Annotated in this window: 28 protein-coding genes and 1 riboswitch; of the genes, 13 read left to right on the top strand and 15 right to left on the bottom strand. The window is 62.7% G+C overall.

Translation table 11 applies throughout. From position 1 onward, the window contains the following. Positions 1–471, bottom strand: a complete 471-nt coding sequence (locus tag SB822_RS31720) for a response regulator (RefSeq protein WP_410856415.1) — start codon at positions 469–471, stop codon at positions 1–3. Positions 472–726: 255 nt separating this feature from the next. Between SB822_RS31720 and SB822_RS31725 the strand changes: the two genes are divergently transcribed. The 3 genes from SB822_RS31725 (at position 727) to SB822_RS31735 (ending at position 3,728) form a co-directional block, all read left to right on the top strand. Continuing rightward, positions 727–945: a hypothetical protein gene (locus tag SB822_RS31725; protein ID WP_007586771.1), complete on the top strand. Its 219-nt coding sequence runs from the start codon at positions 727–729 to the stop codon at positions 943–945. Positions 946–1,294: 349 nt separating this feature from the next. Next, positions 1,295–2,857 (top strand): methyl-accepting chemotaxis protein, encoded by a 1,563-nt coding sequence (locus SB822_RS31730; RefSeq protein ID WP_410856416.1) that lies wholly within the window; start codon positions 1,295–1,297, stop codon positions 2,855–2,857. 616 nt (positions 2,858–3,473) lie between these two features. After that, positions 3,474–3,728, top strand: a complete 255-nt coding sequence (locus tag SB822_RS31735; protein WP_410856417.1) for a hypothetical protein — start codon at positions 3,474–3,476, stop codon at positions 3,726–3,728. A 47-nt stretch (positions 3,729–3,775) separates the two neighbouring features. Here the strand turns inward: SB822_RS31735 and SB822_RS31740 are convergent, their stop codons facing one another. Beyond that, complete coding sequence (locus SB822_RS31740) at positions 3,776–4,672, bottom strand: hypothetical protein (RefSeq protein WP_114222186.1); 897 nt, start codon at positions 4,670–4,672, stop codon at positions 3,776–3,778. A gap of 210 nt (positions 4,673–4,882) precedes the next feature. Between SB822_RS31740 and SB822_RS31745 the strand changes: the two genes are divergently transcribed. From SB822_RS31745 to SB822_RS31760, 4 genes are all read left to right on the top strand, one after another. Continuing rightward, complete coding sequence (locus tag SB822_RS31745; protein ID WP_007745126.1) at positions 4,883–5,416, top strand: carboxymuconolactone decarboxylase family protein; 534 nt, start codon at positions 4,883–4,885, stop codon at positions 5,414–5,416. 207 nt (positions 5,417–5,623) lie between these two features. Continuing rightward, complete coding sequence (locus SB822_RS31750; RefSeq protein ID WP_007586755.1) at positions 5,624–6,028, top strand: FKBP-type peptidyl-prolyl cis-trans isomerase; 405 nt, start codon at positions 5,624–5,626, stop codon at positions 6,026–6,028. Positions 6,029–6,306: 278 nt separating this feature from the next. Then, entirely contained in the window at positions 6,307–6,819 is a 513-nt protein-coding gene (locus SB822_RS31755; RefSeq protein ID WP_114222187.1) for a low molecular weight phosphatase family protein, read from the top strand. A gap of 131 nt (positions 6,820–6,950) precedes the next feature. Beyond that, positions 6,951–7,784, top strand: coding sequence for a CHAD domain-containing protein (locus SB822_RS31760; protein ID WP_410856418.1), 834 nt, complete (start codon positions 6,951–6,953; stop codon positions 7,782–7,784). Positions 7,785–7,820: 36 nt separating this feature from the next. Here SB822_RS31760 and SB822_RS31765 read toward each other — a convergent pair whose 3' ends face one another. The 3 genes from SB822_RS31765 to SB822_RS31775 form a co-directional block, all read right to left on the bottom strand. Continuing rightward, positions 7,821–8,018: a DUF3562 domain-containing protein gene (locus tag SB822_RS31765; protein WP_007586750.1), complete on the bottom strand. Its 198-nt coding sequence runs from the start codon at positions 8,016–8,018 to the stop codon at positions 7,821–7,823. A 245-nt stretch (positions 8,019–8,263) separates the two neighbouring features. Continuing rightward, complete coding sequence (locus SB822_RS31770) at positions 8,264–8,596, bottom strand: hypothetical protein (protein ID WP_079487454.1); 333 nt, start codon at positions 8,594–8,596, stop codon at positions 8,264–8,266. Positions 8,597–8,631: 35 nt separating this feature from the next. Further along, a complete protein-coding gene (locus SB822_RS31775) occupies positions 8,632–9,051 on the bottom strand; it encodes a secondary thiamine-phosphate synthase enzyme YjbQ (RefSeq protein WP_410856419.1) in 420 nt (139 codons plus the stop codon). Positions 9,052–9,190: 139 nt separating this feature from the next. Here SB822_RS31775 and SB822_RS31780 point away from each other — a divergent pair, with 139 nt between their 5' ends. Together SB822_RS31780 and SB822_RS31785 are read left to right on the top strand one after the other, a co-directional pair. Continuing rightward, entirely contained in the window at positions 9,191–9,457 is a 267-nt protein-coding gene (locus SB822_RS31780; RefSeq protein WP_007586745.1) for a cupin domain-containing protein, read from the top strand. Between the two features lie 140 nt (positions 9,458–9,597). After that, on the top strand, positions 9,598–10,461 hold the full coding sequence (locus SB822_RS31785; protein WP_007586744.1) for an oxidoreductase: 864 nt from the start codon (positions 9,598–9,600) through the stop codon (positions 10,459–10,461). Positions 10,462–10,464: 3 nt separating this feature from the next. Here SB822_RS31785 and SB822_RS31790 read toward each other — a convergent pair whose 3' ends face one another. Beyond that, complete coding sequence (locus tag SB822_RS31790) at positions 10,465–11,139, bottom strand: antibiotic biosynthesis monooxygenase family protein (RefSeq protein WP_410856420.1); 675 nt, start codon at positions 11,137–11,139, stop codon at positions 10,465–10,467. 27 nt (positions 11,140–11,166) lie between these two features. Continuing rightward, complete coding sequence (locus tag SB822_RS31795; protein ID WP_410856421.1) at positions 11,167–11,559, bottom strand: RidA family protein; 393 nt, start codon at positions 11,557–11,559, stop codon at positions 11,167–11,169. Between the two features lie 201 nt (positions 11,560–11,760). Between SB822_RS31795 and SB822_RS31800 the strand changes: the two genes are divergently transcribed. Both SB822_RS31800 and SB822_RS31805 read left to right on the top strand, forming a co-directional pair. Next, on the top strand, positions 11,761–12,237 hold the full coding sequence (locus tag SB822_RS31800) for a glycine zipper 2TM domain-containing protein (RefSeq protein WP_035999886.1): 477 nt from the start codon (positions 11,761–11,763) through the stop codon (positions 12,235–12,237). Between the two features lie 39 nt (positions 12,238–12,276). Further along, on the top strand, positions 12,277–12,687 hold the full coding sequence (locus tag SB822_RS31805; RefSeq protein ID WP_007586740.1) for a VOC family protein: 411 nt from the start codon (positions 12,277–12,279) through the stop codon (positions 12,685–12,687). Positions 12,688–12,690: 3 nt separating this feature from the next. Here SB822_RS31805 and atzF read toward each other — a convergent pair whose 3' ends face one another. The 8 genes from atzF to SB822_RS31845 all read right to left on the bottom strand — a co-directional run bounded on the left by atzF (position 12,691) and on the right by SB822_RS31845 (position 23,730). Next, positions 12,691–14,493: an allophanate hydrolase gene (gene atzF, locus SB822_RS31810; RefSeq protein ID WP_410856422.1), complete on the bottom strand. Its 1,803-nt coding sequence runs from the start codon at positions 14,491–14,493 to the stop codon at positions 12,691–12,693. Positions 14,494–14,541: 48 nt separating this feature from the next. After that, positions 14,542–18,156, bottom strand: coding sequence for an urea carboxylase (gene uca, locus SB822_RS31815; protein ID WP_410856423.1), 3,615 nt, complete (start codon positions 18,154–18,156; stop codon positions 14,542–14,544). Positions 18,157–18,348: 192 nt separating this feature from the next. Then, positions 18,349–18,993 carry an urea amidolyase associated protein UAAP2 gene (locus SB822_RS31820; protein WP_079500676.1) on the bottom strand — a complete coding sequence of 215 codons (645 nt, stop codon included), beginning with the start codon at positions 18,991–18,993 and terminating at the stop codon, positions 18,349–18,351. A gap of 14 nt (positions 18,994–19,007) precedes the next feature. Then, entirely contained in the window at positions 19,008–19,715 is a 708-nt protein-coding gene (locus SB822_RS31825) for an urea amidolyase associated protein UAAP1 (RefSeq protein WP_079487450.1), read from the bottom strand. 17 nt (positions 19,716–19,732) lie between these two features. After that, on the bottom strand, positions 19,733–20,506 hold the full coding sequence (locus SB822_RS31830; RefSeq protein WP_007586732.1) for an ABC transporter ATP-binding protein: 774 nt from the start codon (positions 20,504–20,506) through the stop codon (positions 19,733–19,735). Then, positions 20,503–21,318, bottom strand: coding sequence for an ABC transporter permease (locus SB822_RS31835; protein ID WP_007586730.1), 816 nt, complete (start codon positions 21,316–21,318; stop codon positions 20,503–20,505). Before SB822_RS31835 ends, SB822_RS31830 begins: the two co-directional genes overlap by 4 nt. A gap of 30 nt (positions 21,319–21,348) precedes the next feature. Beyond that, positions 21,349–22,416: a putative urea ABC transporter substrate-binding protein gene (locus SB822_RS31840; RefSeq protein ID WP_179142752.1), complete on the bottom strand. Its 1,068-nt coding sequence runs from the start codon at positions 22,414–22,416 to the stop codon at positions 21,349–21,351. 57 nt (positions 22,417–22,473) lie between these two features. Continuing rightward, positions 22,474–22,593, bottom strand: a riboswitch (guanidine-I (ykkC/yxkD leader). 180 nt (positions 22,594–22,773) lie between these two features. Next, positions 22,774–23,730, bottom strand: a complete 957-nt coding sequence (locus tag SB822_RS31845; protein ID WP_007586726.1) for a LysR family transcriptional regulator — start codon at positions 23,728–23,730, stop codon at positions 22,774–22,776. Positions 23,731–23,918: 188 nt separating this feature from the next. Between SB822_RS31845 and SB822_RS31850 the strand changes: the two genes are divergently transcribed. Continuing rightward, the gene (locus SB822_RS31850) at positions 23,919–25,229 is read left to right on the top strand and encodes an MFS transporter (RefSeq protein ID WP_410856424.1); all 1,311 of its coding nucleotides are present in this window, start codon (positions 23,919–23,921) and stop codon (positions 25,227–25,229) included. A 32-nt stretch (positions 25,230–25,261) separates the two neighbouring features. After that, positions 25,262–26,518 carry a Zn-dependent hydrolase gene (locus SB822_RS31855; protein ID WP_410856425.1) on the top strand — a complete coding sequence of 419 codons (1,257 nt, stop codon included), beginning with the start codon at positions 25,262–25,264 and terminating at the stop codon, positions 26,516–26,518. Positions 26,519–26,531: the final 13 nt, after the last annotated feature.

Consider the following 26,531-nt stretch of genomic DNA (forward strand, 5'->3'; position numbering starts at 1 on the left):
TCACGAGTGATAGTCGTACCCGCGCTTCAACGCGGGCATGGCCAGCAGCGTCGTGAGGATGCCGACGACCATCAGCGGATCGATAGGCTTCGCGCAGACGCCGTCGAAGCCGCCCGCGCGCAACTCGGCGTAGTTGTCGCCCGCTTCGTAGGCGGTGTAGGCGAGCAGCGGCACGCAAGCCGTCCCGGGCGACTCTCGCAGCGTACGCGCCACCGCAAGCCCCGACACGCCCGGCATCGCGATGTCGAGCACGACGCTGTCGGGGCGCCATTCATTGGCGATCTTCAACGCGTCGCAGCCGTTGTACGCGACACGTGTGTCGAAACCGCTGTTGGCGAGAAACGCGGCGAGTGCATCGGCTGAGTCGATGTAGTCGTCGACGACGAGTACGCGCGGCGGCATCGAATGCGCGGCAAAGCGCGCCGCCGTCCAGACGCGACTTCGGGTTGGTGTGAAGGTTCTGTCGTGCATGTTGTGCCCCCTGTTCGTCTGACGCTGTTATCGGATGTCCTGTCATTGAAGGCAGCAACGGGCATTCCACGCCGGCAAGGTATCCCGTTTGCATTGCGCACGACGGTTGCAACGGCTGAAATGGTGGCCGCTAGCGTGCAATGCAACGCAAAAGGAAAACCGAGCACGCGATTTGCCATGCTACGATTGATTCATCCGCCGGGAGAAACCCAAGCCCGGATTGCATCGCACTTTCTTCGCTACAGGAGGTTTGCCATGCATTTCGACTACAAGGGATTTCACATCGACTGCCGGGCCAGGCACGACGAAGACGGCCACTATGTCGCCCAAGCCAAGCTCACTCGCGGGGCGACGGCGAATACGCCCGCCGAAGTGCATCAATCGGGCGATATTGATTCGTTCGTCGACGAATCCGACGCCATGATTTGCGCACGCACGTGGGCGATCGAATGGATCGACGAAAACTGGGATTGATCCTTCCCTTTCACCAAAACCTACACGGTGTACGTTTTGCTGCCGCAGCCGGTGGCGCATCGGCGCTGCCCACTTCTCCCATCATTTTTTGCGCATTGAGTACATTGGTCGGGAAATCCTGCCGATTGCCACTCGACGACGACCGAATACCTTCGTGAAAACCCGAAAATGTTAAATATTGGTGAGGTGAAAGCCGATATCCAGTAAGTCGAAGCGAATCCGCGCGCAGAACCCGTAGGCAGCGCAGACGCTGCACGAACAACGCCTGAAACCTGAGAGCAGGCGTTTTTTTCGCATAAAAAGATTCATCGCGAATGCAGATTTTCTTGGTAAAACCCGGGGGCCAGTAGTGAAAAAGAACTTGACCATCAAGACGAGGCTGTTCGTCGGTTTCCTGTCGATGGCGGCCATAGCAGTCGTTATTTCCGTTGTTTCGCTTTTCAGTCTTGCCAACACGACGCAAGCGTTCGGCCAGTATGTGCATGGCATCAACGCGCGCGCGCAGGTGGCGGCCGAGCTGCGCGCGGCCGTCGATCGCCGCGCGATCGCTGCGCGCAATCTCGTGCTCGTCACGACCCAGGCGGATCTCGACCTCGAGACGGCTGCGGTGAAGCGCGCACATGAAGATGTCGGCATCAAGCTCAAGCAGCTCAACGACATGATCAACAGCGCGAGCGACACAAGCGAAACCGCTCGTTCGCTGGTGGCCGAGATGAATCGCGTCGAAGGGCTCTATGGGCCTGTTGCGCTCAACATCGTGGGCCTCGCGCTCAGCAACCATCACGACGAGGCCATCAAGGAAATGGACGACCATTGCCGTCCGCTGCTGGCCGCGCTCGTCAAGGCAACCGACGACTACGCGACCTACACGAAGACGCGCCAGGGCGAGATCGTGCAGAACTTCGAGGAACGTTATGCGATGTTGCGCAACGCCATTCTCGGCGTGAGCGTGCTGGCGATACTCGCATCGCTCGTGCTGGCCGTGCGCATGGTGCGCTCGATCACGCAACCTATCACGCGTGCCGTCGAAGTCGCACGCACCGTTGCGACGGGCGATCTGACCAGCCATATCGTCGTCGATCGCGATGACGAAGCGGGCGAACTGCTGAAGGCGCTGCGCGACATGAACGACCGGCTCACCGAAACGGTCGGCCGTGTGCGATCGAGCAGCGCGAACGTCTCCACGGCGACGAATGAGATCGCCACGGGCAACAGCGACCTGAGCCGCCGCACGGAAGCGCAGGCTGCATCGTTGCAGGAAACGGCGGCGAGCATGGAGCAGCTGACTTCGACCGTGAAGCAGAACGCCGATAGCGCGCAGCTTGCGAAGTCGCTGGCATCGAATGCGTCGGAGATTTCCCAGCGCGGCAGCCACACCGTCGAACGCGTGGTGACGACGATGGAAGCAATCAGTTCTAGCTCGGGCAAGATCGCCGAGATCACCGGGATCATCGAAGGCATTTCGTTCCAGACGAACATTCTCGCGCTGAACGCCGCAGTCGAGGCGGCGCGCGCAGGCGAGGAAGGCCGCGGCTTCGCGGTGGTCGCGGGCGAAGTGCGCAGTCTCGCGCAGCGCTCGGCGCAAGCGGCGAAGGAGATCAAGGAGCTGATTGCGCGCTCGGTGCAAGAGATCCAGAGCGGTACTTCTCTCGCCGATGACGCGGGCCGTACTATGGCCGATGTGAACCAGGCCGTCGCGCGCGTTTCCGAAATCATCGAGGAGATCGCTGCGGCTTCCGAAGAGCAGGGGCGCGGCATCGAACAGATCAACCAGGCGATCTCGCAGATGGACACGGTGACGCAGCAGAACGCGGCGCTGGTCGAACAGGCTTCGGCTGCCTCGCAATCGCTGCGGCATCAGGGCCGCGAGCTGGACGATACCGTTTCTTCGTTCAAGCTCGCTGCGGCCTGAACGCGGCCTGAACGTGGCTTGAGAGCGACCTGTGCGCGACGTTGCAAGCGGCGTGATTCATTCGCGCCGCGTTGCGTATTCGCGCACGTATCGCATCGCTAAACGACGAATGATTTTCCGGCTTTATTTTTGTGCCCACGCGACAACCGGTAAATCATTAAGTCATATATGCACTTCGCTTTTCATTTGATGTGAAAACGAAATGACCAGCGTATCTGCATTGCAAACAGGTTGCAGTGCGGTATAAACCTACTATGATAAGAAGAACGCGCGGGTCTTGATCCCAATGATCGTGAATGCCTTGTATTGCGGCGTTTCAAGCGGTTTTGCGTTGTTAAGGCCCGCGTGTCAAAGGCTGTTGGGCCGCATCATGTGTGTGGCTTATCGGCGAATCAAGCGGCATTATCCTGGCGTAGACATTGCGCGATGAAAATCGCGTTGTCATATTTTGCGTCGAGAAAACATGCGCGGCCGTTTGATGCACTCAATTCAATCGCGCTTAACAGATGTGCACGGATGCACCGCTTTGCAGTGCAATCCGATTGCACGCGGAACCTGAGAGAGCAAACGCCGCAGCGGCGTGGTCGAGCCATGGCGTTTAAGTGGAGAGGGCACGATGAACGCGGCATTGACTATTGAATCGTTCTGGAAAGCATTTTGCGCGCGTCAGATTTCGCGTGGCGTGTCGCAGGCGCAGCTTCGCGAGTCGGAGACGGCGTTCTATTCGGGCGCGGTGACCATGTACGACATCATGATGATCGTCACCGATCCCAACCTCGATCCCATGGAAGCACACTCGATACTCGCCACGCTTTACGACGAGCGGGAAGACTTCCTGCGCATTCACGATATGGCGGCCATCGACCGCTAGCCGTCAGGCATGCCGCGCGGCATCGCGCCGCGCAATGATGGAAAGCACTATTGCGCCGTTTGCTGGCGCTGGTACTCGTTCTTCTTCATCTGCAGGTACTCTTGCCGGTCGAGTTCGTGCAACTGACGCGAATATTGCTCGGTCGCATCGAACCATGTGGCGAAACGCTGATCGACGCGCTTGTCGGCGGGAAGCGCAAGCGAAGCAAGGTACGCGTCGATGGCGAGGTAATAGCGCATCGTGTTGCGTTCCACCAGCCCGCGCACACCACCTACATAGTCGCCCGACGCTTTGGTGAATCCCACTTTCGCACTGCCTATCGTCGCGAGATACGTCTTCATCGCGATGCGGCCTGCCGTGCCGAATCCATATGAATATGTGAGATGCAGGAACGTGTGTCCTTTGCCGATATCGACGGCTTCGAGCACGATGCGATAGTCCTTCGTGCTGAGCGGTCCCGTTGCTGCGCTCAGATCGACCTGGAAATAATCCGGGTTCGTCGCCACGGAGCGGTAATTGAATTGCACGCGGTATGTGTCGCTGAGTTCCTGCTCTGTCTTTTTTCCCACGTTCATGCTGATGGTCGCACCGTTGCCGCCGGCGGACGCACGGCAGTACTTCGTGTTCAGATGCAGGATCAGTACTTCGCACCAGTTCGCAGGGCCTTGCTGCGGGTCGTTGAACGCGCGGTTGACAGTGGCGAACGGATAATCGACGACGGCATAGATGTCGCCTTTCAACGTGTTCGACGTCTCTTCCGAATCCAGATGGATCGGCCGGTTGAATACGTTCGACTTGAGCTGCGGCGCGAGCGCGTCGTATTTGTCCTTGAGGGCCGCCGCGTTGTCGTCGGCCCAGCTCAGGGCGCCGAGCGTGAGACCCAATAGCGCGAACACAACCAGTACGAATCGTTTTGTTATCCGCATGATCCCGTGAGTGCTCATGGCACGCGCTCCCGCTGACGGCGCTGTTATTGGGCAAACGTCGCACGAATATAGCAGAGACAGCGCACCACGCCGATCAGCCGATGAGCCGTTCGAGCATAAACGTGATTTGAACCAGCATTCACCGTAGCAACGCGCGTTCCTAGAATGACTTCCATGCGCTGACCCAGTCGCGCAACGCAAAGATCTCATCAACATATGGAGAACATCATGGAACGTCTGAATCGCCAACCCGTCAGCGAAGCCACCGGCCAGGCAGCGGAACTCTTTACAGGCATCAAGCGCGCGGTCGGCATGGTGCCGAATGCTTATGCGGCCATCGGCTCGAACAGTCCGGCTGCGCTGCAGATCGTGCTCGCAACGGGCGATGCGCTTGGCAAGGGCGCGCTGTCGCGCAAGGAAGTCGAAGCGATCAAGCTCGCGATCAGCGGCGTCGCGGAGTGTGACTACTGTCTTGCGGCTCACTCGCTGGCAGCGAAGAAAGTGGGCATCGCGGCTGACGACCTCGTCGCGTTGCGTGAAGGGCGCGATTCGGCCGACGCGCATCTGAATGCGATCGCCACCTTCGCGCGGACCGTGTTCGCGTCGCGCGGCACGGTGCCCGCGGCAGTCGTGGATGCTGTGAAGGCGGCGGGTTATAGCGACCAGCAGATTACGGAGACGCTGCTCGCGATCGCCGATATCACGTTCACCAACCTGTTCAATCGGGTCAACGACACGGTCGTCGATTTTCCGAAGATCTGAACGGGCAGCACATGGGCCGCTTCGAATGGCGGCTTTTTCCCGCGGCGGGTCTTGGCCCGTCGCGGGCGTAGCCGTTCCAGGTGCACAGCGACTGGAACCGCGCAATGGCGTAACGCGCGCGTATTTGTAGCAAGTTGATTCAGGTCTCCTGCCGCGAACGGGCGATCCGCTAGAATGAGGGTCGCCATTCACACCAAGGAGATACGCGTGAAATCAGTTGTTGCCCTGCTCGCTGCGGCCGCGCTCGCATCGGTGTCGCTCACCGCAAACGCTGCATCGACGGAGAAATTGCCCTCCGGCGTCGTCGTCGAACACCTGACGCAGGGAAGCGGCCCGCAACCCACGGCGTCCGACGTCGTGCGCGTCAACTACCGCGGCACGCTCGCGAACGGCACTGAGTTCGACAACTCGGCCAAGCATGGCGGCGCCGCAGAGTTTCCGCTCGGCCGTGTGATCCCCTGCTGGACGCAAGGCGTCGCGACGATGAAAGTGGGCGAGAAAGCCAAGCTGACCTGCCCGGCTGCGACCGCGTATGGTTCGCGTGGCGTCGGCGTGATCCCGCCGAACAGCGATCTGACGTTCGAAGTCGAACTGCTCGCGATCGTCAAGTAACGCTTCAAAAAAGCCGGTCTTTCAGACCGCGTAACCCCACGGGCAACCCGGCCTCCGAACGGCCGGGTTGCCCCGCCCAGCGCGCCACACCCGGCGCCCGTCATGCTCGCCCAACCCGACAATTGGGATTTTGCGCTTCACTATCGTTAACGCTGGCTGGCTGAACGCAAATTGGCGTGATACCTAAACGGTCTTGCGGCGAATCGGTTGGATGATTGGGATTCTGTCACCAATATGAAAAACTGTGCGCTCAGAATCCCGCAAAAAATAAAATCTGCATGACGGGGTGTAGGGTGACCAGAAAACAAAGAGTGCTGTTCCTTTGCAGGGACAACGCGGCGCTTAGCATTTTGGCGGAAGCCTTGCTACGCGAGCTGGACGGATTGCATTTCGACGCATTTAGCGCAGGTCTCGAACCCGCCGACAAGGTTCACACGGCGGCCATGGGAGAGTTGCGCCATGGCTTTTCCAGTCTGGAACTGCTGAATCCGAAGAGCTGGCTGGAATTCACGAGCGAATGGGCGCCGCAGATGGATTTCGTAGTGACGTTGTGCGACGAGTCGGCGCGCGTCGACATGCGCGCGTTCCATGGCGCGCCCACGCTTCGTCATTGGACGCTCACGCCGTCCGCGTATGCCGCTGCGGGTGCCGTCGAAAACGCGTTCTGGCAGATATTGAAGCGCGTCGAAGACTTCATCGCGGCCGAGCGCCGCCCGTGGCCGTCGCTGAAGCTGCCCGCCGTGGCGAGCTGCACATCGGACGCCTGCGACCTGCTGCTCAGCGGTCAGTGAGTCGCCAATGAGTGGCAACGCCCGTGCAGCATCGTGCGCCGCAACGGACGTGACGTGCGGAATGCAGGAACCTGAATTGCTTACTCGATCATTACAGACACACCGGGTCAGCAACCCATTCAGGGAGCACCATGAAAGACGACACACCGACCGCGCTGCCGCACGATGGCAACGCGCAAGCCCATTTCTCGCACTATGCCGCGCCGCTGATCGACAATGCGCTCGCGTGCGCAGCCGCATTGCGCGCGGATCCCGACGCCGAAGTCCTGCACAAGCTGCGCGTCTCGCTGCGGCGCCTGCGCACGTTGCTGTGGGCGTATCGGCCGCTGCTGAACGAACAGTTCGACAACCAGCAACGCGCGCTTTTCAAGTTCTACGCGAGCGCTGCGGGCAAGACGCGCGACTGGGACATCCTGATCGCGTTGCTCGATGAAACGAAAGACGCCGCGGAGCAACCGCGCGATGCGATGCGCGCCGCCCGCTCGAAGTCGCTCGATTCGAGCCGCGAGACCCTCGAACAGGCCGACGTGAAAGGCGCGTTGCGTGACACGCTCAAGGAAGCGAACCGCGAGCTGAACACCGCGCACGTACGCACGCCGCTGCCGAAATTCGCGCGCAAGCGTCTCGGGGAGGCGCAAAAGTCGATGGCGAAGCGCATGAAGCGTGCCGCACGAGCCCGGCGCTCGGACTATGCGTCGTATCACGAGGTCCGCAAGGCGGGCAAGAAACTGCGCTACCTGACCGAGTTCTTCGAGCCGATGCTGGCCAAAAAACAGCTGAAGGCCATCAAGCCGCTCAAGAAACTACAGAAGCGCTTCGGCGCGTTGAACGATGTCGTCGCGAGCGAGCAGTTGCTGCGCGATAACCAGGCGCTGTTCGCCGACGAGGCGGCAGCCGGGCACGCACTCGATGCGCTTGCGAAAGAACGCAAGCGCCGCGTGCGCGCCGCCGCGAAGCTGTTGTGACGCGAATGGATTGCGGATGGGGTTGCTACGGCTTCGTCACCGCCGTGATGCGGTCCGCGAGCGCAACGTTTCGCGCACGCGCTTCGCCGCGAAGAGCGGCACATAGTCGAGAATGCGCGCGTCGCGTTGATACGCCTGCACGGCATCGGTGTACATCTGCGAGACGACTTCTTCCGGGGCATCGGTGGATTCTGCGATTTCGTGCACGATCTTCTGCGAATCTTCCGTCTTCATGCAAGGCTCCTTGGCGTCAGTCGGTAATCACTCGGTAGTCGGAACCCTGAATTGAAGGACATGCGATGCGTGCGCGCCAATAGAACTTCGCAATCGGTGGACCCGCGCGGCGGGCGCACCGGGGTCACGCGCGAGGAAAGCCTGTTTGATCAGACAGATAGCGCGCGCGCCCCGGACTTTTCCGCAGGTCTTTCAACAGAAATTGTGGATAACATGAGCGCAAATCGGCCTCGACCCACGCACGGCTATTGAAGCCACTTGCGTACGTCTTTTTCCCAATCGGGGTCGCCGCAGCCCTTCGGATTTTCCGGGCCGAGCACGGTGATATAGCCTTTGCTCTTCATGCAGGACTCGTAGGCGCGCACCTTCGTGCACTGCCCCGGCCCTGCATTGCGCGAGACCGTCTTGCACTGCGCGATGCTTTGGTCCATCGGGCCGAAGTCCATGTCGTTCGCGTTGTTGGTCATCGGCGCGTCCGCGCCTGACAGCGAGAACTCGACGGGGCCGGTGTGAGTGCAGGCTGCGGTCAGCATCGCGACCGAGGCCGCCGCGACAAGAATAGGCGCGCGCAAAATCATGATTCACTTCCTTGGTGGTGTTGTGCGTTGAAATGTCATTCGCCGATCAGATGCAGCACGATATCGCGCTCCTGCGGCCGCGCGCGATGCTCGAACAGATAAATGCCTTGCCACGTGCCCAGTGTCATGCGGCCATATTCGACGGGTATCGACAGTTGGACCTGCGTCAGCGCGGTGCGCAGATGCGCTGGCATGTCGTCGGGACCTTCCGTGTCGTGCTCGTAGCGCGTGGGATCTTCAGGCGCGAGCATCGCAAAGTGCCGTTCGAGGTCGCGCTGCACCGAAGGGTCCGCATTCTCCTGAATCAGCAGCGACGCCGACGTGTGCCGGCAGAACACGGTCAGGACGCCCGTTTCGATCGACGCGTCGCGTACGAACGCGGCGATCTCGGCGGTGAAATCGAACAGTCCGCGAGCGCGCGCCCGCACGTTCAGATGGCGAATGGCCTGGCGCATGAATCGTTCTCCGTTGTGCGACATGAAATGACGACTGCTGCAGAGTTTACCGCGAGCCGCGCGGCCGATCCCTTAATGCAAAACCGGCTATGCTGATGCTTCAGCGTCATCGCACATACGAGGAAGGGAGGCCATCATCATGGAACGCGACGAATTCATCAATGCATTGAAGCGCGAAGGCTACGCGGAAATCGCGACCGTCACGCGCGATGCGCATGGCACGGTCGACGATCACGTGCACCCGTTCGAAGCGAAGGCACTGATCCTGCACGGCGAACTGGCGATACGCATCGGCACAGCGGAGCAGGTCTATGGAACGGGCGACGTATTCCATCTGCAAGCCGATGAAAGCCATTCGGAACGCGTCGGGTCCGAAGGGGTTCAATATCTGGTCGGCCGCAAGTAAGCACGATGAAATGAGCGTAAAAAAATCGGGCAGACCGCCAGCAAGTTTCTCGTCTACCGGCTACCATTTTTTCCGGAGCATCGACGCGATGTGTGTGCGTCGATGCCTGATCGCTCATTCCATCATCGAGGAGGTTTTGAATGCCCACGTCCACGACGCCCGTCTGGTTCATCACTGGCTGTTCAACCGGCTTCGGCAAGGAACTGGTCCGCGCAGTGCTCGAACGGGGCTGGCGCTGCGTGGCGACGGCGCGTAACGTCGCGTCGCTCGCCGATCTGGCCGAGCCCGGCAGCGACGCCGATGCACGTCTCGCCCGCGTGAAGCTCGACGTGACGGATGCCGCGCAGATCGCCGCTGCCGTCGAGACCGCGCAACAGCGCTTCGGCGCGATCGACGTGCTGGTGAACAACGCGGGCTATGGCTATCAGTCGTCGGTCGAAGAGGGCGACGAAGCGGAGATACGCGCGCAGTTCGACGCGAACGTGTTCGGCCTCTTCGCGATGACACGCGCGGTGCTGCCGGGCATGCGCGAACGGCGCAAGGGGCACGTGCTGAACATCACGTCGGTGGCGGGCATCGCGGGCTTTCCTGGCTCGGGCTATTACGCGGCGAGCAAGCATGCCGTCGAAGGCTGGTCCGATTCGCTCGCGACGGAAGCCGGGCCGCTCGGCATCCGCGTGACCTGCGTCGAGCCAGGCCCGTTCCGCACCGACTGGGCAGGCCGCTCGCTCAGGCAAACGCCCAACCGTATCGCCGACTATGCGGACACGGCGGGCAAGCGCATGCAGGCGACGGCGCAAAACAGCGGCCATCAGGCCGGCGATCCGGTGCGTGCCGCGCAGGCGATGATCCGCATCACGGAGACCGACCAACCGCCGCGTCATCTGGTGCTGGGCGCGTTCGGCGTCGATGCCGTCTCGAAGCGCCTGCATTCGGCACTCGCCGATATCGAAGCGTGGCGCGACACGAGTGTCGGCGCGGACTTTCCGGACAGCGGGAAATAAGCTTCAGGCAGGCCGCGCAGCGTCCGGATAGTATTGCGGCGCTTCGCGGCGGTCGAACATGCCGTAGTCGCGCACCACGCGCACGCTGCGCAGCCGTGCGCCATCGGGCAACGCGAGCGCGTTTGCAAAGGCCTCGGCGGCGCGCGCATCGCGCCATGCAGTGAGCAGAATGACGACGCCCGGCGTCAACACAGCGTCGAACACATCCCACGCTACGAGGCCCGTTGCGTCTTCGTGCAAGCCCAGCTTGCCCGCGACTTCGCGCGCGCCCGCGTGTTTCACCCAGTCAGGGTCGCGCCGCGCGTCGATCAGCACGATCGTGGTCGCGTCGCCCGTCTCCGTTTCGTCGAGTCGTTGCTCGTGCAACGTGTGGCCAGCGGGCAGACGCGTGTCGCGCGTCACCTGCCCCACACGCAGCCGATAGTCGCTGAACGTCTGCGTGCGGCCTTTTTCCTGCACGCCATGATGCGTCGCCTGCGTGCGCCATCGCACCAGCGCCTTTTCGTCACGCCAGCCGGACAGCGACAGCAGCACGCCGTCGCGCGTGAGACTGCCGTAACGGACGTTATCGACGAAGCCGTCGATCTGCTCCAGTTCCGGCTTCAGCATCTTCGCGAAGCCGAGATACGCGTCCCATCGGTCGGTGCGCGGTTGCACTTCGAACAGCACTGAAAACATCGTGTTCTCCACTTATGCGAACGCGGTTCAAACCGCCGCAATGCAATCGATTTCGATGTCGAAGCGCCCCGGCCACGCGGGCACGCAGACAAAGATACGCGCAGGCGGATCGTTCGGAAAATAGCGCGCGTAAATCGCGTTGACGGCCGCGAACTGCTCGACCGACGTGCAATAGACATTGCACTTGAGCACATTCTCAAGCGACGAACCCGCCGCCTCGACGCACAGCTTCAGCTGTTCGAGCACGAGCTCGGTCTGCCGTTCGAGCGGCGCGTCGACGATTTCGCCCGTTTCCGGATCAAACGGCGGCAGGCCCGACACGTAGACCGTGTCGCCGTGCCGCGTGACGACGGAAGTCGGCGCCTTCCAGCGTTCGAGCCAGCCCGACAGCGGCTCCACCCGGATGATCTCGCGTTTCATGGCAGCACTCCGTTTGCATGATCTGGCCGCTATCGTAGCGCCGGGCGCCGCGCCGACGTTTCAGGCTGAGACGAAATGACGGGTGCGAACGCGCAAATGCGCGCCTCATTTTCCTCTCATTCTTCGAGCTTACGATTCACACATCGAAAGAACCTGCAGCGCCCCAACCGACCTGGCGCGCTGCTCATAGAGGGGAACATCATGAACAGGTCATTCGTTACAGCATGTGCATCGGCGCTCGTCGTCTCGCTCGCATTGAGCGGCTGCGCAACCTTCGACGGCTCCGCCAACGTCTACAGCGCGTCGCAGGCGCAGCGCGAGGAAACGGTCCGCTTCGGCACCATCGAAAGCGTGCGCCCCGTCACCATCGACACGAGCAACGGCCAGCCCGGCTTTCTGGGCGCCCTCGGCGGCGGCGCGATTGGCGGCATCGCCGGCAGCGCGATCGGCGGCGGACGCGGCTCGATCCTGACGGGCATCATCGGCGGCATTGCGGGCGCGGTGGCGGGCAACGAGGTGCAGAACCACTTCGAGAAGAAGCAGGGCGTCGAAATCACCGTGCGGCTCGACGACGGCTCGCTGCGCGCCATCACCCAAAGCACCGACGGCCCGATGTTCTACGCGGGCGAACGCGTACGGCTGCTGTCGGAAGGCGGCGTGACGCGCGTGACGCTGTAAAGCGACGCAGCGCAAGCGTAAAGGAAGAAGGAGACCATCATGTTCATGCGCGACGACGTAATCTACGAGTTTCACCACATCGGCATTCCGACCAGCGAAGTGCGCGAAGGCGAACGCTACAGCCCGCAGTACCGGATGTACACGAGCGACAGCGATTGCAAGCTCGCGCGCATCCAGTACCACCGCTTCGAAGCCGATAGCCCGCTACACGAACTGATGCGCCGCATGCCGCATCTGGCGTTCAAGGTCGACGATCTCGACCGCGCGATCGACGGCAAAGAGGTCGTGCTCGGTCCATATGAACCGATCGACGGGTTTCGCGTGGCCGCGATCATCGACGGCGGCATGCCCGTCGAGCTGATCCAGACCGTCCTCGACGACGAAGAGATCTGGACCCGCTCGGTGACGGGCAGGCACGCGCGGCTTTACGCGGCGCAGTACGAGGCTTGAGTTTCAGGTAGCGCGTTTTAGCCAGGCGCGCCAGCCGCCGTATTGCGTGATATCGACGGCGCCTTCAAGACCGTACGCCTCGCAGACGAAGCCGGTTTCCCAGCGTCCGTCCGCAAGCTCGACCTTGCCGAGCGCGAGCGGCGCCGGAATGCCCGTGAGGAACGAACCAGCTTCACTGCTCGGCAACTCCCATATTTCGACTTCGATTGCCGCGCCATTCGTCGCATCTCGCGTCATGCCAGGCCGTTGCGTCGCGCCGCCACCCGCCAGCGCATACAGCCGATAGCGCGGCGCGCTGGCGGTCTTCTCGACGAGCCGTGCGCCACGCGCAATCAACTGTCCATTGAGCGCCAAGCCTTCGAGATGCGCGCCGCACACGACGAGCTTCATCCTGTCATTGCGTGCCGCGCGCGCGGGCGTGTCCGCACTCTGCTGCGCGCCGCCGATCAACGGCACGGCGAGCTTGCGATGCAGCGCATCGGCGACGCTCAGCAAATATTGATCGGTGAACGCGCGGCCGAACAGCGTCACGCCCCACGGCAGCCCATTGCGCATGAAGCCCGCAGGCGTCGCGATGGCGGCGTAATCGAGCAGGTTCATGAAGTTCGTGTAGTAGCCGAGCAGCGAGTTCGGGCCGATGGGATCGCGCTCCAGCTCATCGAGCGTGACCGCGCGCGGAATGGACGGCGTCAGCACGCAATCGAGTTCCGCGAGCACCGCGTCGCAACGCTGCTTCAGCGCCTGAAGCCGGTACTGCGCGCGAAATGCATCGACGGCGGTCGTGCCTGGCGCCTTCGCGAGCACGTCGCGAATCACGGGCAGCACGGCGTCGGGTTGCGATTCCATCAGCGCGCCTGCCACGCTATAGCGCTCGGCGACCCACGGTCCTTCGTAGAGTAGTCGCGCCGCTTCGACGAAGGGCGCGAAGTCGATCTCGACGGCCTCGCCGCCGATCGCTTCGAGCGCCGCGCGCGCCTGCGCGAACAGCACGGGGCTTTCTTCGCAGCCGGCAAATTCGAGCTGACGCGGCACCCCGAAGCGGAAGCGCGCGACGGCGCCGAACGCCGCTGCGTCGTTCCATTGCGGATTCGCGCGGCTATAGGCGTCGGCGGGATCGTGGCGGGAGGTGAGCGCGAGCAGCTCGCTCGCCTCGCTGGCCGTCGCGGTGAAGTACGTCACGCAGTCGAGCGTGCGGCAGGCGGGCACGACGCCCGCCGTCGACAGCAGGCCCTTTGTGCCTTTCGTGCCGACGAGGTTGTTCAGCGCGGCGGGCACGCGGCCCGAGCCGGCCGTATCGGTGCCGAGCGCGAAGCTCGCGACGCCGAGCGCCACCGCCAGCGACGACCCAGCGCTCGATCCGCCCGAAGGATACGCGGGGTGCACGCTGTTGCGGCACTTGCCATACGGCGAGCGCGTGCCGTTGAGGCCCGTCGCGAACTGGTCGAGATTCGTCTTGCCGATGGGCACCGCGCCGAGTGCGATCAGTTGCGCGATGAGCGTCGCCGACTCTTGAGGCGCATACGCGAAAGCGGGGCACGCGGCTGTCGTCGGAATGCCGGCGAGATCGATGTTGTCCTTCAATGCGAACGGCACGCCGTAGAGCGGCAGCGAATCGACATCACGCCCGTCGAGCGCCGCGAGATAAGGCTCGATTTCCGCGTCGGACAGCAGATGAATGAACAGGTGATAGTCCGGGTTCAGCGCCGCGGCGCGCTCGCGCAATGCGCCAATCAGCGCGCGCGGCGTGACGCGGCCTTCGCGATACGCGGCGCGCACAGCGGGAAGACGCAGATCGAATGAATCCATGTCCGATGGTTCCTTAATGCGTTGAATTGAAGTGTCAAATGAGGTGTCTCATGCGTGCTGGTCGATCACGACGACGCGCTGCCCCGCGCGAACGGGCGAACCCGGCGCGACGTGAATCTCGCCGACAGTGCCCGCGCAAGGCGCGATGACGGATATCTCCATCTTCATCGACTCGATCACGAGCAGCACGTCGCCCGCTTCGACGGTCGCGCCGGGCTCGACGCGCACTTGCCACAGATTGCCGGCAATTTCGCTATCGACGGCGATCTGCCCGTCGGTGAGCGGCGCGATTTCGGCGTCGGCGGTGACGGGCGGCTCCAGCGTGTCTTCGTTGCTGCCCGCTTCGTGCCAACGCTGGCGCTCGGCCTGAAACGCGGCTTGCTGACGCGTGCGGAATTGCGCGATGTCATCCGCCTCGCGTTCGAGAAACGCCTGATAGTCGGCCAGCGACAACTCAGTCTCTTCGATCTTCAGCGGATAACGGCCGAGCGGAAACGCTTCGCGGATGCGCAGCAGTTCGTCGGCGGAGACTTCGTAGAAGCGGATCTGATCGAAGAAGCGCAACAGGTACGGACGTCCAGCGAAATCCGCGACTTCGCGATAGCGGTTCCACATCTGCAGCGTGCGCCCGACGAACTGATAGCCGCCCGGCCCTTCCATGCCATACACACACAGATACGCGCCGCCGATGCCGACGGAATTCTCGGCTGTCCAGGTACGCGCCGGGTTGTACTTCGTCGTCACAAGGCGGTGACGCGGATCGAGCGGCGTGGCGACGGGCGCGCCGAGATAGACGTCGCCGAGACCCATCACCAGATAGCTCGCGTCGAACACGATGCGCTTCACGGCATCGATCGAATCGAGATCGTTGATGCGGCGGATGAACTCCAGATTGCTCGGGCACCACGGCGCATCCTTGCGCACGGTGGTCATGTACTTGTCGATGGCAAGCTGACACGCGGGGTCGTCCCACGACAGCGGCAGATGCACGATACGCGACGGCGCGCGCAGATCCTTTTGCAGCAGCACGCGTTGCCATGTCGCCGCGACATGCTCGAGCAGCGTCGCGAGCGGCAATTGCTCCGGCTGATAGTGAACCTGCAGCGAACGGATGCCGGGCGTCAGATCGATCACGCCGGGCAACTGCAACGCTTCGAGCGATTGCATCAACGCATGGCCACGAAAGCGCAGCACGAGATCGAGTTCGGACGGCCCGATTTCGAGCAGCAGATGCGTGTCGCCGGACAGTCGCGCGACGAGCCGGTCATCGCCTTCGCCAACGTTCAGCACGATGGGCGATTGCAAGTCCGCGCGTTGTTCTTCGGTATGCAGTGACGTTGCGTTTGCTGCGAGCGTGTCCACTTCTTCGATACGTGTGCGTGCCGCCGCGCGGGCCGTCGCGACATCGACGGGCACGAAGCGCACCTTGTCGCCCGCCTTCAGCTGGCCGATCTGCCAGAGGTCTGCTTCGATCACCGTGACGGGACACACGAAGCCGCCGAGACTCGGACCGTCCGGGCCGAGAATGACGGGCATATCGCCCGTGAAATCGACTGCGCCGACGGCATACGGATTGTCGTGAATGTTCGACGGATGCAGTCCCGCTTCGCCGCCATCCGCGCGCGTCCATTCGGGCTTCGGACCGATCAGCCGCACACCCGTGCGGCTCGAATTGAAATGGATCTCCCAGTCGGTGTCGAGAAACTGCTCGATATAACGCGCGCTGAAGTATTCGGGCGCGCCATGCGGACCGTAGATCACGCGCAGCACGCGCACATCGTCGAGGCGATGCGCGAGCGCGGCGGGCATTAATGCGCCCGCATCGCGATCAGAGAGCGGATGAAGATGCAGCACGTCGCCCGCGCGTAGCGCGCGTCCGCCGTGGCCGCCGAACTGCCCGAGCGTGAACGTGCTGCGGCTGCCCAGATACTGCGCGACATCCAGCCCACCGCGCACGCACAGATAGGCGCGCGCGCCTGCGCCGCGGATTGTGCCGAGCGCGAGCGTCGAACCGGCTGTGACGAGGAACGTCGTGTTCATCGGCTGCGGAATCTCGTCGAGCGTGACGGGCAGCGTTGCGCCCGTTACCGTGACGACGGCATCCGTGTTGAAGCGCAGCGTCGGCCCGCTCATCGTGATTTCGAGCGCGGCCGCTTGCGCGTCGTTGCCGAGCAGACGGTTGCCGAGGCGCAGCGCGCGATCGTCCATCGGTCCCGAGGGCGGCACGCCCACGGCCCAGTAGCCCGGACGGCCCGGATAGTCCTGCACGGTAGTCTGCGTGCCGCCGCCGAGCACTTCGAATGTCGATGCGCGATAACGCAAGCCTTCGAGGCAACGCGTCCACGGATGGCCGCTCGCGAACGGCGTGTCGGCGAGAATCTGCCGCAGATAGTCGCGGTTCGTCTCGACGCCATAGATGCGCGACGCTTCGAGCGCGGCGTCGAGCGCGTCGCGCGCCTCGTCGCGGGTCGGTTGCCACGCGATCAGTTTGGCGAGCATCGGATCGAACCACGGCGGCACTTCGCAACCAGCTTCGATCCATGTGTCGATGCGCAGTGCGTGGCCATCGGCATGCGGAAACGACACATCGGTCAGCAGCCCAGGGCAGGGTTTGAAATCGCGGCCCGGGTCTTCCGCATAGAGACGCGCCTGGATCGCATGGCCTTGCGGCTTCAGATCGCGCGACAACACATCGAGCGGCGCCAGCGTGCCCGCTGCCAGCTCGATCATCCAGCGCACCAGGTCCACGCCCCACACTTGCTCGGTCACGCCGTGCTCGACCTGCAAACGCGTGTTCACTTCGAGAAAGTAGAAGCGTGCGGCATCGCTGTCGTAGACGAATTCGACGGTGCCCGCCGAGCGATACGACACCGCTTGCGCAAGCCGGATCGCCGCGCCGCATAGCGCGGCTTCGACGCCGTCGGGCAGATTCGGCGCAGGCGTTTCTTCGAGCACCTTCTGGTTGCGCCGCTGCACGGAACAGTCGCGCACGCCGAGCGCAATGGCAGCGCCCTTGCCGTCGCCGAACACCTGTACTTCGAGATGCCGCGCTTTCTCGATGTACTTTTCGAGGAACACGCCGGCATCGCTGAAATTGTTCTGCCCGAGGCGCTTTACGTTGTCGAACTGTGCCGCCAGTTCATCCGCCGAACGGCACACGCGCATGCCGATGCCGCCGCCGCCCGCGGTGCTTTTCAGCATCACCGGATAGCGGATGCGTTGCGCCGCTTCGAGCGCGGCGTCGAGGCTATCGAGCAGGCCCGTGCCTTCGAGCATCGGCACGCCCTGTTCAGCGGCGATCGCGCGGGCCGTGTGCTTGAGGCCGAACTCGCGCAATTGCGCGGGCGTCGGTCCGATGAACGCGATGCCTGCAGCCTCGCAAGCTTCGGCAAAGGCCGCGTTCTCCGACAGGAAACCGTAGCCCGGATGAATCGCCTGCGCGCCTTGCGCACGCGCGATCTCCAGAATCTTCGCGATGTCGAGATAGGTGACGCTCGCCGCGCCGTCGCCGAGACTGCATGCCGTATCGGCGAGACTGACGTGACGGCTCGCGCGGTCCGCCTCGCTATAGACGGCGATGCCTTCGACGTTCAGTTCGCGCAGCGTGCGCAGAATGCGGCAGGCAATCGCGCCGCGATTCGCAATGAGGACTTTATCGAACATGAGTGGATGTTCAATGCGTGGGCGGGTCGTCCCGCCACGTGGGCATGCATGCCGAGGTCGTCCACGGCAGGTCGCTTCGTTTCAGGTTTTAAAAGCGGGCTTAGTGCTTCGTGTATTCCGTAGAGCCGTCGATGCGCATCAAACGCCCGGCGCGCACTTTCATCACCGTGTAGAGCCATACACGCAGCGTGCTCAGTTCCATATCGTCAGCTCCGCGGGAGTGGGGTTGTACGCATTGCACGGATTGTTCAGTTGCGGGCAGTTCGAGATCAGCACGATCACGTCCATTTCCGCGCGCACTTCGACGTATTTGCCGGGCGCGGAAATGCCGTCCTCGAATGTGAGGCCGCCCTCGGATGTGACGGGCACGTTCATGAAGAAATTGATGTTGGCGGCGATGTCGTGCTTCGACAGACGGCCGTCATGCGCGCAGGCGCGCAGGTAGTTGTCGCGGCAGCTATGCATGTAGCGCTTTTCGAGCGCATAGCGCACGGTGTTGCTCTCCTGCGCGCACGCGCCACCGAGCGTGTCGTGACGTCCGCAGGTATCGGCGACGATGGTCAGCATGGGATTGCCGAGGTTCGAATAGAGCACGGTGCCCGTGGTCAGATAGAGGCTTTGCTGACGGCGCAGCGTGCGTTGCGCGTCGTAGCGTTCGCGCGGATCGGCAACGCTGTAGAACAGCGTGTCGATCGCCTGATTGCCTTCTACGTCGCGAATGCGCAGCGTCTGGCCCGCTTTCAGTTCCTTGAGCCATGGCTCGCCCGCGGGCAAGGTTTCGCGAAAGATCGCGTCGGCGGGGTCGAGCGTGCTGGTCGTGAGGATGGATGTCGTCATGGCGCGCGTTCCGCTCAGAGAAAGAATCGTTCGGTGTTGATAAAGCCGCGCGCGTTTTCATCGCATGACGTGCGGCAGATTTCGGCGACCTGGCTGTCGGCGGCGCGCAGCGTGAGCTTCACGGGTTTCGGCGCGTATTCCGGGTTCGGGTCGAGCGGATGCTGGATCGCCGTCAGCACGACAAGCGTGTTCATCGGTGCATATAGTTCGATGTAGTCGCCCGTTTTCGAATTGCCTTCGACGAAGCTGAGCGCGCCCGCATCCGTCACATCGATGCGGCTGAAGAGATTGAGCGTCATCAGCAGATCGGAAATGCCGAGTCCCCATTTGCCGAGTTCGACGAGCAGATTGTCGGTGCCGTTGCGATAGAACGCGTTGCGCAGTTCCTGATAGCGGCCTTGCCCGTACTTCTCGAACACTTCGGCTGCATTCGACACACCCGCGAGACTGTCGTGCCATCCACACGTATCCGCGACAATCGCGGCGAGCACGCGGCCCATGTCGGAATAGAGGCAATGGCCCTTGGTCAGCTTGGCCGTGTGCTGGCACTTGAGCGTATCGGGCAGATTCAGCCGCTCGCTTTTTTCGGCGGCATTGAAGAGCAGCATCGCGACGTTCGCGCCGCCGCGCGGATCGGTGATACGCAGCAACTGGCCGCGCTTGACGATCAGCGATGCATGTCCGCCGCCGGGCACGGTTTCTTCGAGCAATGTTTCGTTCATGTGTTTTGTCCTTTCGATCATGCGGGTACGGCGAGCAGCGGCGGAATCGTCATCGCCGCATGCGCTTCGCGCACACCGTTGCGTTCGAGGGGAATGTCATAAGTGATGCGCGCACCGTACGCCTGCGGCGCTTGCGGATCGACGCGCACCTTGTCGAACACGAGCACGCGGCTGCCGAGCGTGAAGCCTTCCTTCAGGTCGTGCGTGACCATGAAGACCGTCAGCTTCGCTTCGCGCCACAGCCCGGTCAGCAGTTCGTGCATGTCGCGGCGGATGCCTGGGTCGAGCGCGCCGAACGGCTCGTCGAGCAGCAGCACGCGCGGTTTCATCACCAGCGCCTGCGCCAGTGCGAGACGTTGCTGCATGCCGCCCGACAGTTGATGCGGATACTTGTCGAGCGAATCGGCGAGGCCGACGCGCGTGAGCATCGCGACGGCTTCATCGCGTGCGAGGCGGCGGCGCGCGCCGAACAGACGGCCCGTGAGCGGCGCATGCGGAAGTTCGAGGCCGAGCATCACGTTGCGCAGCACGGTGAGATGCGGAAACACCGAGTAGCGTTGGAACACCACGCCGCGATGCGGGTCCGGCTCCGGCGGTAACGGTTCGCCGTCGAGCAGGATTGCACCGCGCGTCGGGCGTTCCTGGCCAAGCAGCAGGCGCAGGAACGTCGACTTGCCGCAGCCCGACGCGCCGACCATCGAACAGAACTCGCCTTCCGCGATGCGCAGATTGAGCCGCTCCAGCACGACCTGATCGCCGTACTGTTTCCACAGGTTGCGGATCTCGATCATGCGCGGCCTCCGTTGTACCAGGGGAAAGCCCATTGCGTGAGACGGCGCAGCGCTGCGTCGATCAGCCACGCGAGCAGCGTGATCCACGCGACGTACGGCAGGATCACATCCATCGCGAGATAGCGGCGCACCAGAAAGATGCGATAGCCGAGTCCATCCGTCGAGGCGATCGCTTCCGCTGCGATCAAAAACAGCCACGCCGATGTCAGCGCAAGACGCAATGCAATCAACAGACGCGGCAGCAGTTGCGGCACGATCACCCGCAGAATCAGCGTCCAGCTCGATGCGCCGAGCGTTTGTGCCTTGATCCACAATTCCTCGGGAATTTCGCGCGTGCGCTGTTGAAGATCGCGGATCATCATCGGCGTGATGCCGATCACGATCAGCACGACTTTCGACAGCTCATCGAGACCGAACACGATGAAGAGAATCGGCAACACCGCGAGCGGCGGAATCATCGATATCACCGTGATGAACGGCGACAGCGTCGTGCCCGCGAGCGGGATGCTGCCCGTCACGATGCCGAACACGAGCGCGATCGCCGCGCTCGCGACCAGCCCGATGCCGAGCCGCCGCATGCTCGACACCGTGTCGTCCCACATCATGTATTCGCCCGTGCGCTTGTCCTCGGTGAACGCGTATTCGTGCAGCGCGTCCTTCATCTGCGTGGCGCTCGGCAGCAGCTTGTCGTCGGGATTGGCCTGCAGCCGCAGCGACGAGCCGGTGAGGTACACCGCGATCAGCACGATGAAGGGCAGCAGCAACAGCATGAGACTGCCGGTGCGGCCTGGATGTCGGTTGATGAGCCGCATGGGCCTCTCCTGCTCAGATTGAAGCCGCGCTCACAGCTTGCCTTGCGCGGCCAGGCGCACGTATGTCGGATCGAAACGCAGCTTCAGGTTGCCCTTGCTGCCGACCACCACGTTGTTGTCGAACGCCATGCCGACGGCACCCGCGTTCGGCGCGCCCTTGCCGAGCAGACCGTGATCGAACGAGAACTGCGCGACGCGCGTCATGATCTTCGGCATGTTCGGGCTGGTGGCGAAATCGAGCGCCTGTTGCGGCGTGTAGAAGAGCGCCGTGGTGGAGAGTTGCGCCTTGTAGCCGGCGAGGTCGGTGCCCGATGCTTTGGCCATCGACGTGAGCGCGGCCTCCGTGTCAGGCGACGTGCCGTGCATGGTCTGCATGATTTCGAACCATGCGCCCGTCAGCGCCTTGCCGAGCGCCGGGTTGTCATGCAACGTCTTCGTGTTGACGACCATCATGTCCATGATCTCGCCCGGAATGCGGCTCGAATCGAACACTTCCGTGACGTTCGGCTTCGCCTTCAGATCGGCGAGCATCGGGTTCCACGTGACGGCGTTGTGCACGGTGGGCGTCGCGAACGCGCCGGAGATATCCGCGTCGGACGTGTTGACGGTCTTGATGTCGCGCTCGCTCATGCCCGCCGATTCGAGTGCACGCGCGAGCAGATAGTGCGAGACGGAGAGTTCGACGAGATTGACGGGCTGGCCTTTCAGGTCAGCGACCTTTTTGCCTGCGCCCTTGATGAGCACGCCGTCGTTGCCGTTCGAGTAATCGCTGACGATCAATGCCGTACTGTCCACGCCACCCGTTGCAGGGATGGTCAGCGCGTCCATGTTGGTCATCGCACAGCCGTCGAACTTGCCGGCCGTGTACTGGTTGATCGATTCGATGTAATCGTTCAGTTGCACGACATCGACATTGATGCCGTACTTCTTCGCCCATTTGGACATGATGCCTTGGGTCTTCGCATAACCCCACGGCATCCAGCCGGCGTAGATGGTCCAGCAGACCTTGAAGTCCTTACGGGCCTGAGCGAATGAAGGCGTGGAAAAACACAGGGAGAGAGCGACGGCGGCAGCGGCTGCAAAACGAAGCTTGCGCATGAGGTTGACCTCGCAGGGACGGTTATCGACGGCAGGAGCGGCGCGACGCATCGCGTTCTCTCCCGGGCTTTTATCCCGCCGTGTAACCTCATCGAGGTCGACAACTCTCGGACCAGCGTCGCGTATCGAATGCATGTGTTTGCATCGATGCGGACCGGAACCCTAGTCATCCATTTGCCAGATTGTGACTGCTAAACCGGATGCTGCACCGGCTCCTGCACGTTACTAAGCGATAAGCATGCCATTGCCGTCTTTACTTGGGTTCAGCGCTTTTCGCATGCGGTTCGTGCACAAGGTTGAAGCGTGATCGCGATCTGCGCGCGCGTGTTCGCACCAGTCGGGTGCTTCACACGGAAGTCATTTACCCAGCCGTTCCGCCAGCGCATAGCGGCGCATGCAGCGCTCCATGCTGTCGAGAAACGCGTGATCCGCCGCATTCATCTTGCGGTCGCGATGCCACAGCAGATGCACGTCGACATCGACGAGTCCTTCTTCGGGCGGCAGGCGCCACAGGCGCTGCTGCGCGATGTCGTCGCGCACGATGTGCTCGGGCAGGCAGCCGATGCCGAAGCCCGCGAAGATCAGCCGCCGCACTTCGTCGAGACTCGGCGACGACGCGACGATGCGCCCCGTGAAGCCCTTCTGGTCGCGAAACACCGTGAGCGGTGAAAGACTGTCACCGATCTGGTCGCTCGTGAACGACACGAAGTTTTCGGCGAGCAGGTCTTCCATCGTCAGTGGCGATTTGCCGTACAGCCGGTGATGACGCCCGCAGAAAATCGCATAGCGTTGCCGCAGGAAGCAGCGCATTTCCAGCTTGTCGTGCGGTGAGCGGCACAGGCCGAGTCCTGCAGTCGCGGTCTTTTGCAGCAGCGACGAGATGATGTCGGACGAGCGCATCACCTCGATCTGCAAGTCGATGCGCGGATACGCGCGATGAAAGTCCGCAAGAAACTCGTCGTACACGGGCGACTCGATGCGGCTGATGGTCAACAGGCGAATCGAACCGCTGATGTCCTCGGTGCGGTCGTCGATCTCGGTTTCGAGCCGCGAGATATTGCCGTAGATATCGCTCGCAATGCGATAGACCTCTTCGCCCGCCTGGGTCGGCGCGAAGTACGGGCCGCGGCGGTCGATCAGCTTGCGCTCCAGCGTTTCCTCGAGCCGCCGCAACGCCTGGCTCACGGCCGGTTGCGTGACGTGCAGGCGCGCGGCGGCGCGGCTCAGGCTGCGCTCCTGCATGATCACGAGGTACGTGCGCAACAGATTCCAGTCGAGCCGGTCATTCAGAAAGCGGGCGATGTCGGTGCGCATCGAAGGCAACTATAAGTTGAATTTATGCGGCGAATAATAACTCGAAATTTGACTAATGTTTTCTGGCCGCCGATAAATGACACATGCCGTGGCGCGCGCCCGCTCTGAGAAACGAGCGGCACACTCATCCCAACACCGCGCGCAATGCCACGGGTTCAACCCACGTCAGACGTGCATCAGGAGCCAGCATGACCCAAACCATCAGTACCACCCGTCAGCCGGGACGCGCCGCAACGGCCGCGTTCATCGGCACGATGATCGAGTGGTACGACTTCTATATCTACGCGACGGCCGCCGCGCTCGTATTCGGCGAGCTGTACTTTCCGTCGAACGACCGCTTCGTCAGCACGATGGCGTCGTTTGCGACGTTTGCCGTGGGCTTTTTCGCGCGGCCGCTGGGCGGCATCGTGTTCGGCCATCTCGGCGACCGCATCGGCCGCAAGAAAGCGCTGATGACGACGCTGATGATGATGGGCGTCGCGACCGTGTGCGTCGGCCTGCTGCCTGACTATTCGAAGGTCGGCATGCTCGCGCCTGTTTTGCTCGTGCTGCTGCGCGTCGTGCAGGGCATTGCCGTCGGCGGCGAGTGGGGCGGTGCGGTGCTGATGGCGGGCGAACATGCGCCGCAAGGGCGCCGCACGTTCTTCGCGTCGTTTGCGCAACTCGGCAGTCCGGCGGGGCTGATCCTGTCGCTGATCGCGTTTCGCGCGGTGACCTCGATGGACAAGGCGGACTTCGTGTCGTGGGGCTGGCGTCTGCCGTTTCTCGCGAGTTCCGTGCTGCTGATCGTCGGTATCGTGATCCGTCTCGGCGTGAACGAATCGCCGGAATTCCAGCGCGTGAAGGAATCGAACCGCACGGCGAAGCTGCCCATCGCCGAAGTGGTCAGTTCGGCGTGGGGCCTCGTGCTGCTGTGCATCGGCGCGAATACGATCGGCATTGCGGGCGTGTACTTCACCAACACCTTCATGATCGCGTACACGACGCAATATGTCGGCGTGACGCGCTCGCTGATTCTCGACTGCCTGTTCGCCGTCGCGATCATCCAGTTCGTGTCGCAGCCGCTCGCTGCGTGGACGGCCGAACGCATCGGCGGCGCGCGCTTCCTGAAGATCGCTGCGTTGCTCGCGATGATCTCGCCGTATCCGATGTTCATGCTCGTGCAAAGCGGTTCGGCCGTGCCGATGGTGATCGGCATCGCGATCGCCGTGATCTGCATGGCGAGCTTCTACTCGGTGATCGCGGGCTTCGTCAGCGGCATATTCCCGACGCGCGTGCGCTACTCGGGCATCTCGCTCGCGTATCAGGTGTGCGGCGCGGTGGCGGGCGGTCTCACGCCGCTGGTCGGCACGTGGCTCGCGCATCGCTATACGGGCCAATGGTGGCCGCTCGCCGTGTTCTATACGTGCCTCGCAGGGATCTCGCTGGTGTGCATCGTCGCACTCGATGCACGGCGCGCGACCCACGCGGAACAGACTGAAGCCGTCGGCGCGCACTGAACCGAACTCACGTTGAACGACCCGGAAGACTCATGAAAGACCTGTTGCAAATCGACGGCGCGCGCCTTTGGCGAAGCCTGATGGACATGGCGCAAATCGGCGCGACACCGAAGGGCGGCGTGCGGCGTCTCGCACTCACCGATGAAGACGTGCGTGGCCGCGATCTGTTCGCGACGTGGTGCCGCGACGCGGGCATGACGGTGAGCGTCGACGAAATTGGCAATCTGTTCGCGCGCCGCGAAGGCGTGCAGAAGGATGCGGCGCCCGTGCTGATCGGCAGCCATCTCGACACGCAGCCCGAAGGCGGGCGCTTCGATGGCGTCTATGGCGTGCTCGCCGCGCTCGAACTGGTGCGCGCGCTGAACGACGCGAACATCGTGACGGAGAAGCCGATCGAAATCGTTTCGTGGACCAACGAGGAAGGCGCTCGCTTCACGCCTGCGATGCTCGGCTCGGCGGTGTTCACGGGCATTACTGCGCTCGACGAGGCGCTTGCGAAGAAAGACGCGGACAACATCACGTTGGCGGATGCGTTGACACACAGCGGTTATCGCGGCGCGCGCGCCGTCAATGGCCAGGCCGTCGATGCGTATTTCGAAGCGCACATCGAACAGGGCCCTGTGCTCGAAGCGAACGGAACGACGATCGGCGTGGTGACGGGCGGCCAGGCGATCCGCTGGCTCGACGTGACGGTGACGGGCATGGCCGCGCATGCGGGCACGACGCCGATGCCGTATCGCAAGGATGCTTACTTCGCGAGCGCGCAGATGGCGTCGGAGCTGGAACGCATCGTCGAACGATACGCGCCGCGCGGACTCGTAACGATTGGGCAAGTCGGCATCAGGAACGCATCGCGCAACACGATTGCAGGCGAAGTGTCGTTCACCGTCGATCTGCGTCATCACGAAGACAGCGAAGTCGATGCGATGGAGCGCGATCTGCGCGCGGCATTCGAGCGTGTTGCGCAAGCGCGCGGCGTGCAGCTTCGCGTCGAAACATATTGGCGCAGCCCCGCGACGCCGTTCGATACCGCGTGCGTTGATTTGGTCGCGCAAGCGGTCGAAGCACTCGGCTATTCGAACGAGCGCATCGTCAGCGGCGCGGGTCACGATGCGATCCATCTTGCGCGCTATTGCCCGACGGCGATGGTGTTCATTCCGTGCGTCGACGGCCTGTCGCACAACGAAGCCGAAGACGCACTGCCCGACGACGTCACGCGCGGCGCGAACGTGCTGCTCAATGCGGTGCTCGCGCGCGCGGGCGTGATGGCGACTGCGGACGCGCAATAAGAAAGGACCAGCA

Source organism: Paraburkholderia sp. SIMBA_054 (assembly GCF_046534875.1).
Classification (GTDB): Bacteria; Pseudomonadota; Gammaproteobacteria; order Burkholderiales; family Burkholderiaceae; genus Paraburkholderia; species Paraburkholderia hospita.

Coding starts and splice junctions, on each gene's coding strand:
- SB822_RS31720 (WP_410856415.1), bottom strand. CDS start 471: ATGCACGACAGAACCTTCACACCAACCCGAAGTCGCGTCTGGACGGCG.
- SB822_RS31725 (WP_007586771.1), top strand. CDS start 727: ATGCATTTCGACTACAAGGGATTTCACATCGACTGCCGGGCCAGGCAC.
- SB822_RS31735 (WP_410856417.1), top strand. CDS start 3,474: ATGAACGCGGCATTGACTATTGAATCGTTCTGGAAAGCATTTTGCGCG.
- SB822_RS31740 (WP_114222186.1), bottom strand. CDS start 4,672: ATGAGCACTCACGGGATCATGCGGATAACAAAACGATTCGTACTGGTT.
- SB822_RS31745 (WP_007745126.1), top strand. CDS start 4,883: ATGGAACGTCTGAATCGCCAACCCGTCAGCGAAGCCACCGGCCAGGCA.
- SB822_RS31755 (WP_114222187.1), top strand. CDS start 6,307: ATGACGGGGTGTAGGGTGACCAGAAAACAAAGAGTGCTGTTCCTTTGC.
- SB822_RS31760 (WP_410856418.1), top strand. CDS start 6,951: ATGAAAGACGACACACCGACCGCGCTGCCGCACGATGGCAACGCGCAA.
- SB822_RS31765 (WP_007586750.1), bottom strand. CDS start 8,018: ATGAAGACGGAAGATTCGCAGAAGATCGTGCACGAAATCGCAGAATCC.
- SB822_RS31770 (WP_079487454.1), bottom strand. CDS start 8,596: ATGATTTTGCGCGCGCCTATTCTTGTCGCGGCGGCCTCGGTCGCGATG.
- SB822_RS31775 (WP_410856419.1), bottom strand. CDS start 9,051: ATGCGCCAGGCCATTCGCCATCTGAACGTGCGGGCGCGCGCTCGCGGA.
- SB822_RS31780 (WP_007586745.1), top strand. CDS start 9,191: ATGGAACGCGACGAATTCATCAATGCATTGAAGCGCGAAGGCTACGCG.
- SB822_RS31785 (WP_007586744.1), top strand. CDS start 9,598: ATGCCCACGTCCACGACGCCCGTCTGGTTCATCACTGGCTGTTCAACC.
- SB822_RS31790 (WP_410856420.1), bottom strand. CDS start 11,139: ATGTTTTCAGTGCTGTTCGAAGTGCAACCGCGCACCGACCGATGGGAC.
- SB822_RS31795 (WP_410856421.1), bottom strand. CDS start 11,559: ATGAAACGCGAGATCATCCGGGTGGAGCCGCTGTCGGGCTGGCTCGAA.
- SB822_RS31800 (WP_035999886.1), top strand. CDS start 11,761: ATGAACAGGTCATTCGTTACAGCATGTGCATCGGCGCTCGTCGTCTCG.
- SB822_RS31805 (WP_007586740.1), top strand. CDS start 12,277: ATGTTCATGCGCGACGACGTAATCTACGAGTTTCACCACATCGGCATT.
- atzF (WP_410856422.1), bottom strand. CDS start 14,493: ATGGATTCATTCGATCTGCGTCTTCCCGCTGTGCGCGCCGCGTATCGC.
- uca (WP_410856423.1), bottom strand. CDS start 18,156: ATGTTCGATAAAGTCCTCATTGCGAATCGCGGCGCGATTGCCTGCCGC.
- SB822_RS31820 (WP_079500676.1), bottom strand. CDS start 18,993: ATGACGACATCCATCCTCACGACCAGCACGCTCGACCCCGCCGACGCG.
- SB822_RS31825 (WP_079487450.1), bottom strand. CDS start 19,715: ATGAACGAAACATTGCTCGAAGAAACCGTGCCCGGCGGCGGACATGCA.
- SB822_RS31830 (WP_007586732.1), bottom strand. CDS start 20,506: ATGATCGAGATCCGCAACCTGTGGAAACAGTACGGCGATCAGGTCGTG.
- SB822_RS31835 (WP_007586730.1), bottom strand. CDS start 21,318: ATGCGGCTCATCAACCGACATCCAGGCCGCACCGGCAGTCTCATGCTG.
- SB822_RS31840 (WP_179142752.1), bottom strand. CDS start 22,416: ATGCGCAAGCTTCGTTTTGCAGCCGCTGCCGCCGTCGCTCTCTCCCTG.
- SB822_RS31845 (WP_007586726.1), bottom strand. CDS start 23,730: ATGCGCACCGACATCGCCCGCTTTCTGAATGACCGGCTCGACTGGAAT.
- SB822_RS31850 (WP_410856424.1), top strand. CDS start 23,919: ATGACCCAAACCATCAGTACCACCCGTCAGCCGGGACGCGCCGCAACG.
- SB822_RS31855 (WP_410856425.1), top strand. CDS start 25,262: ATGAAAGACCTGTTGCAAATCGACGGCGCGCGCCTTTGGCGAAGCCTG.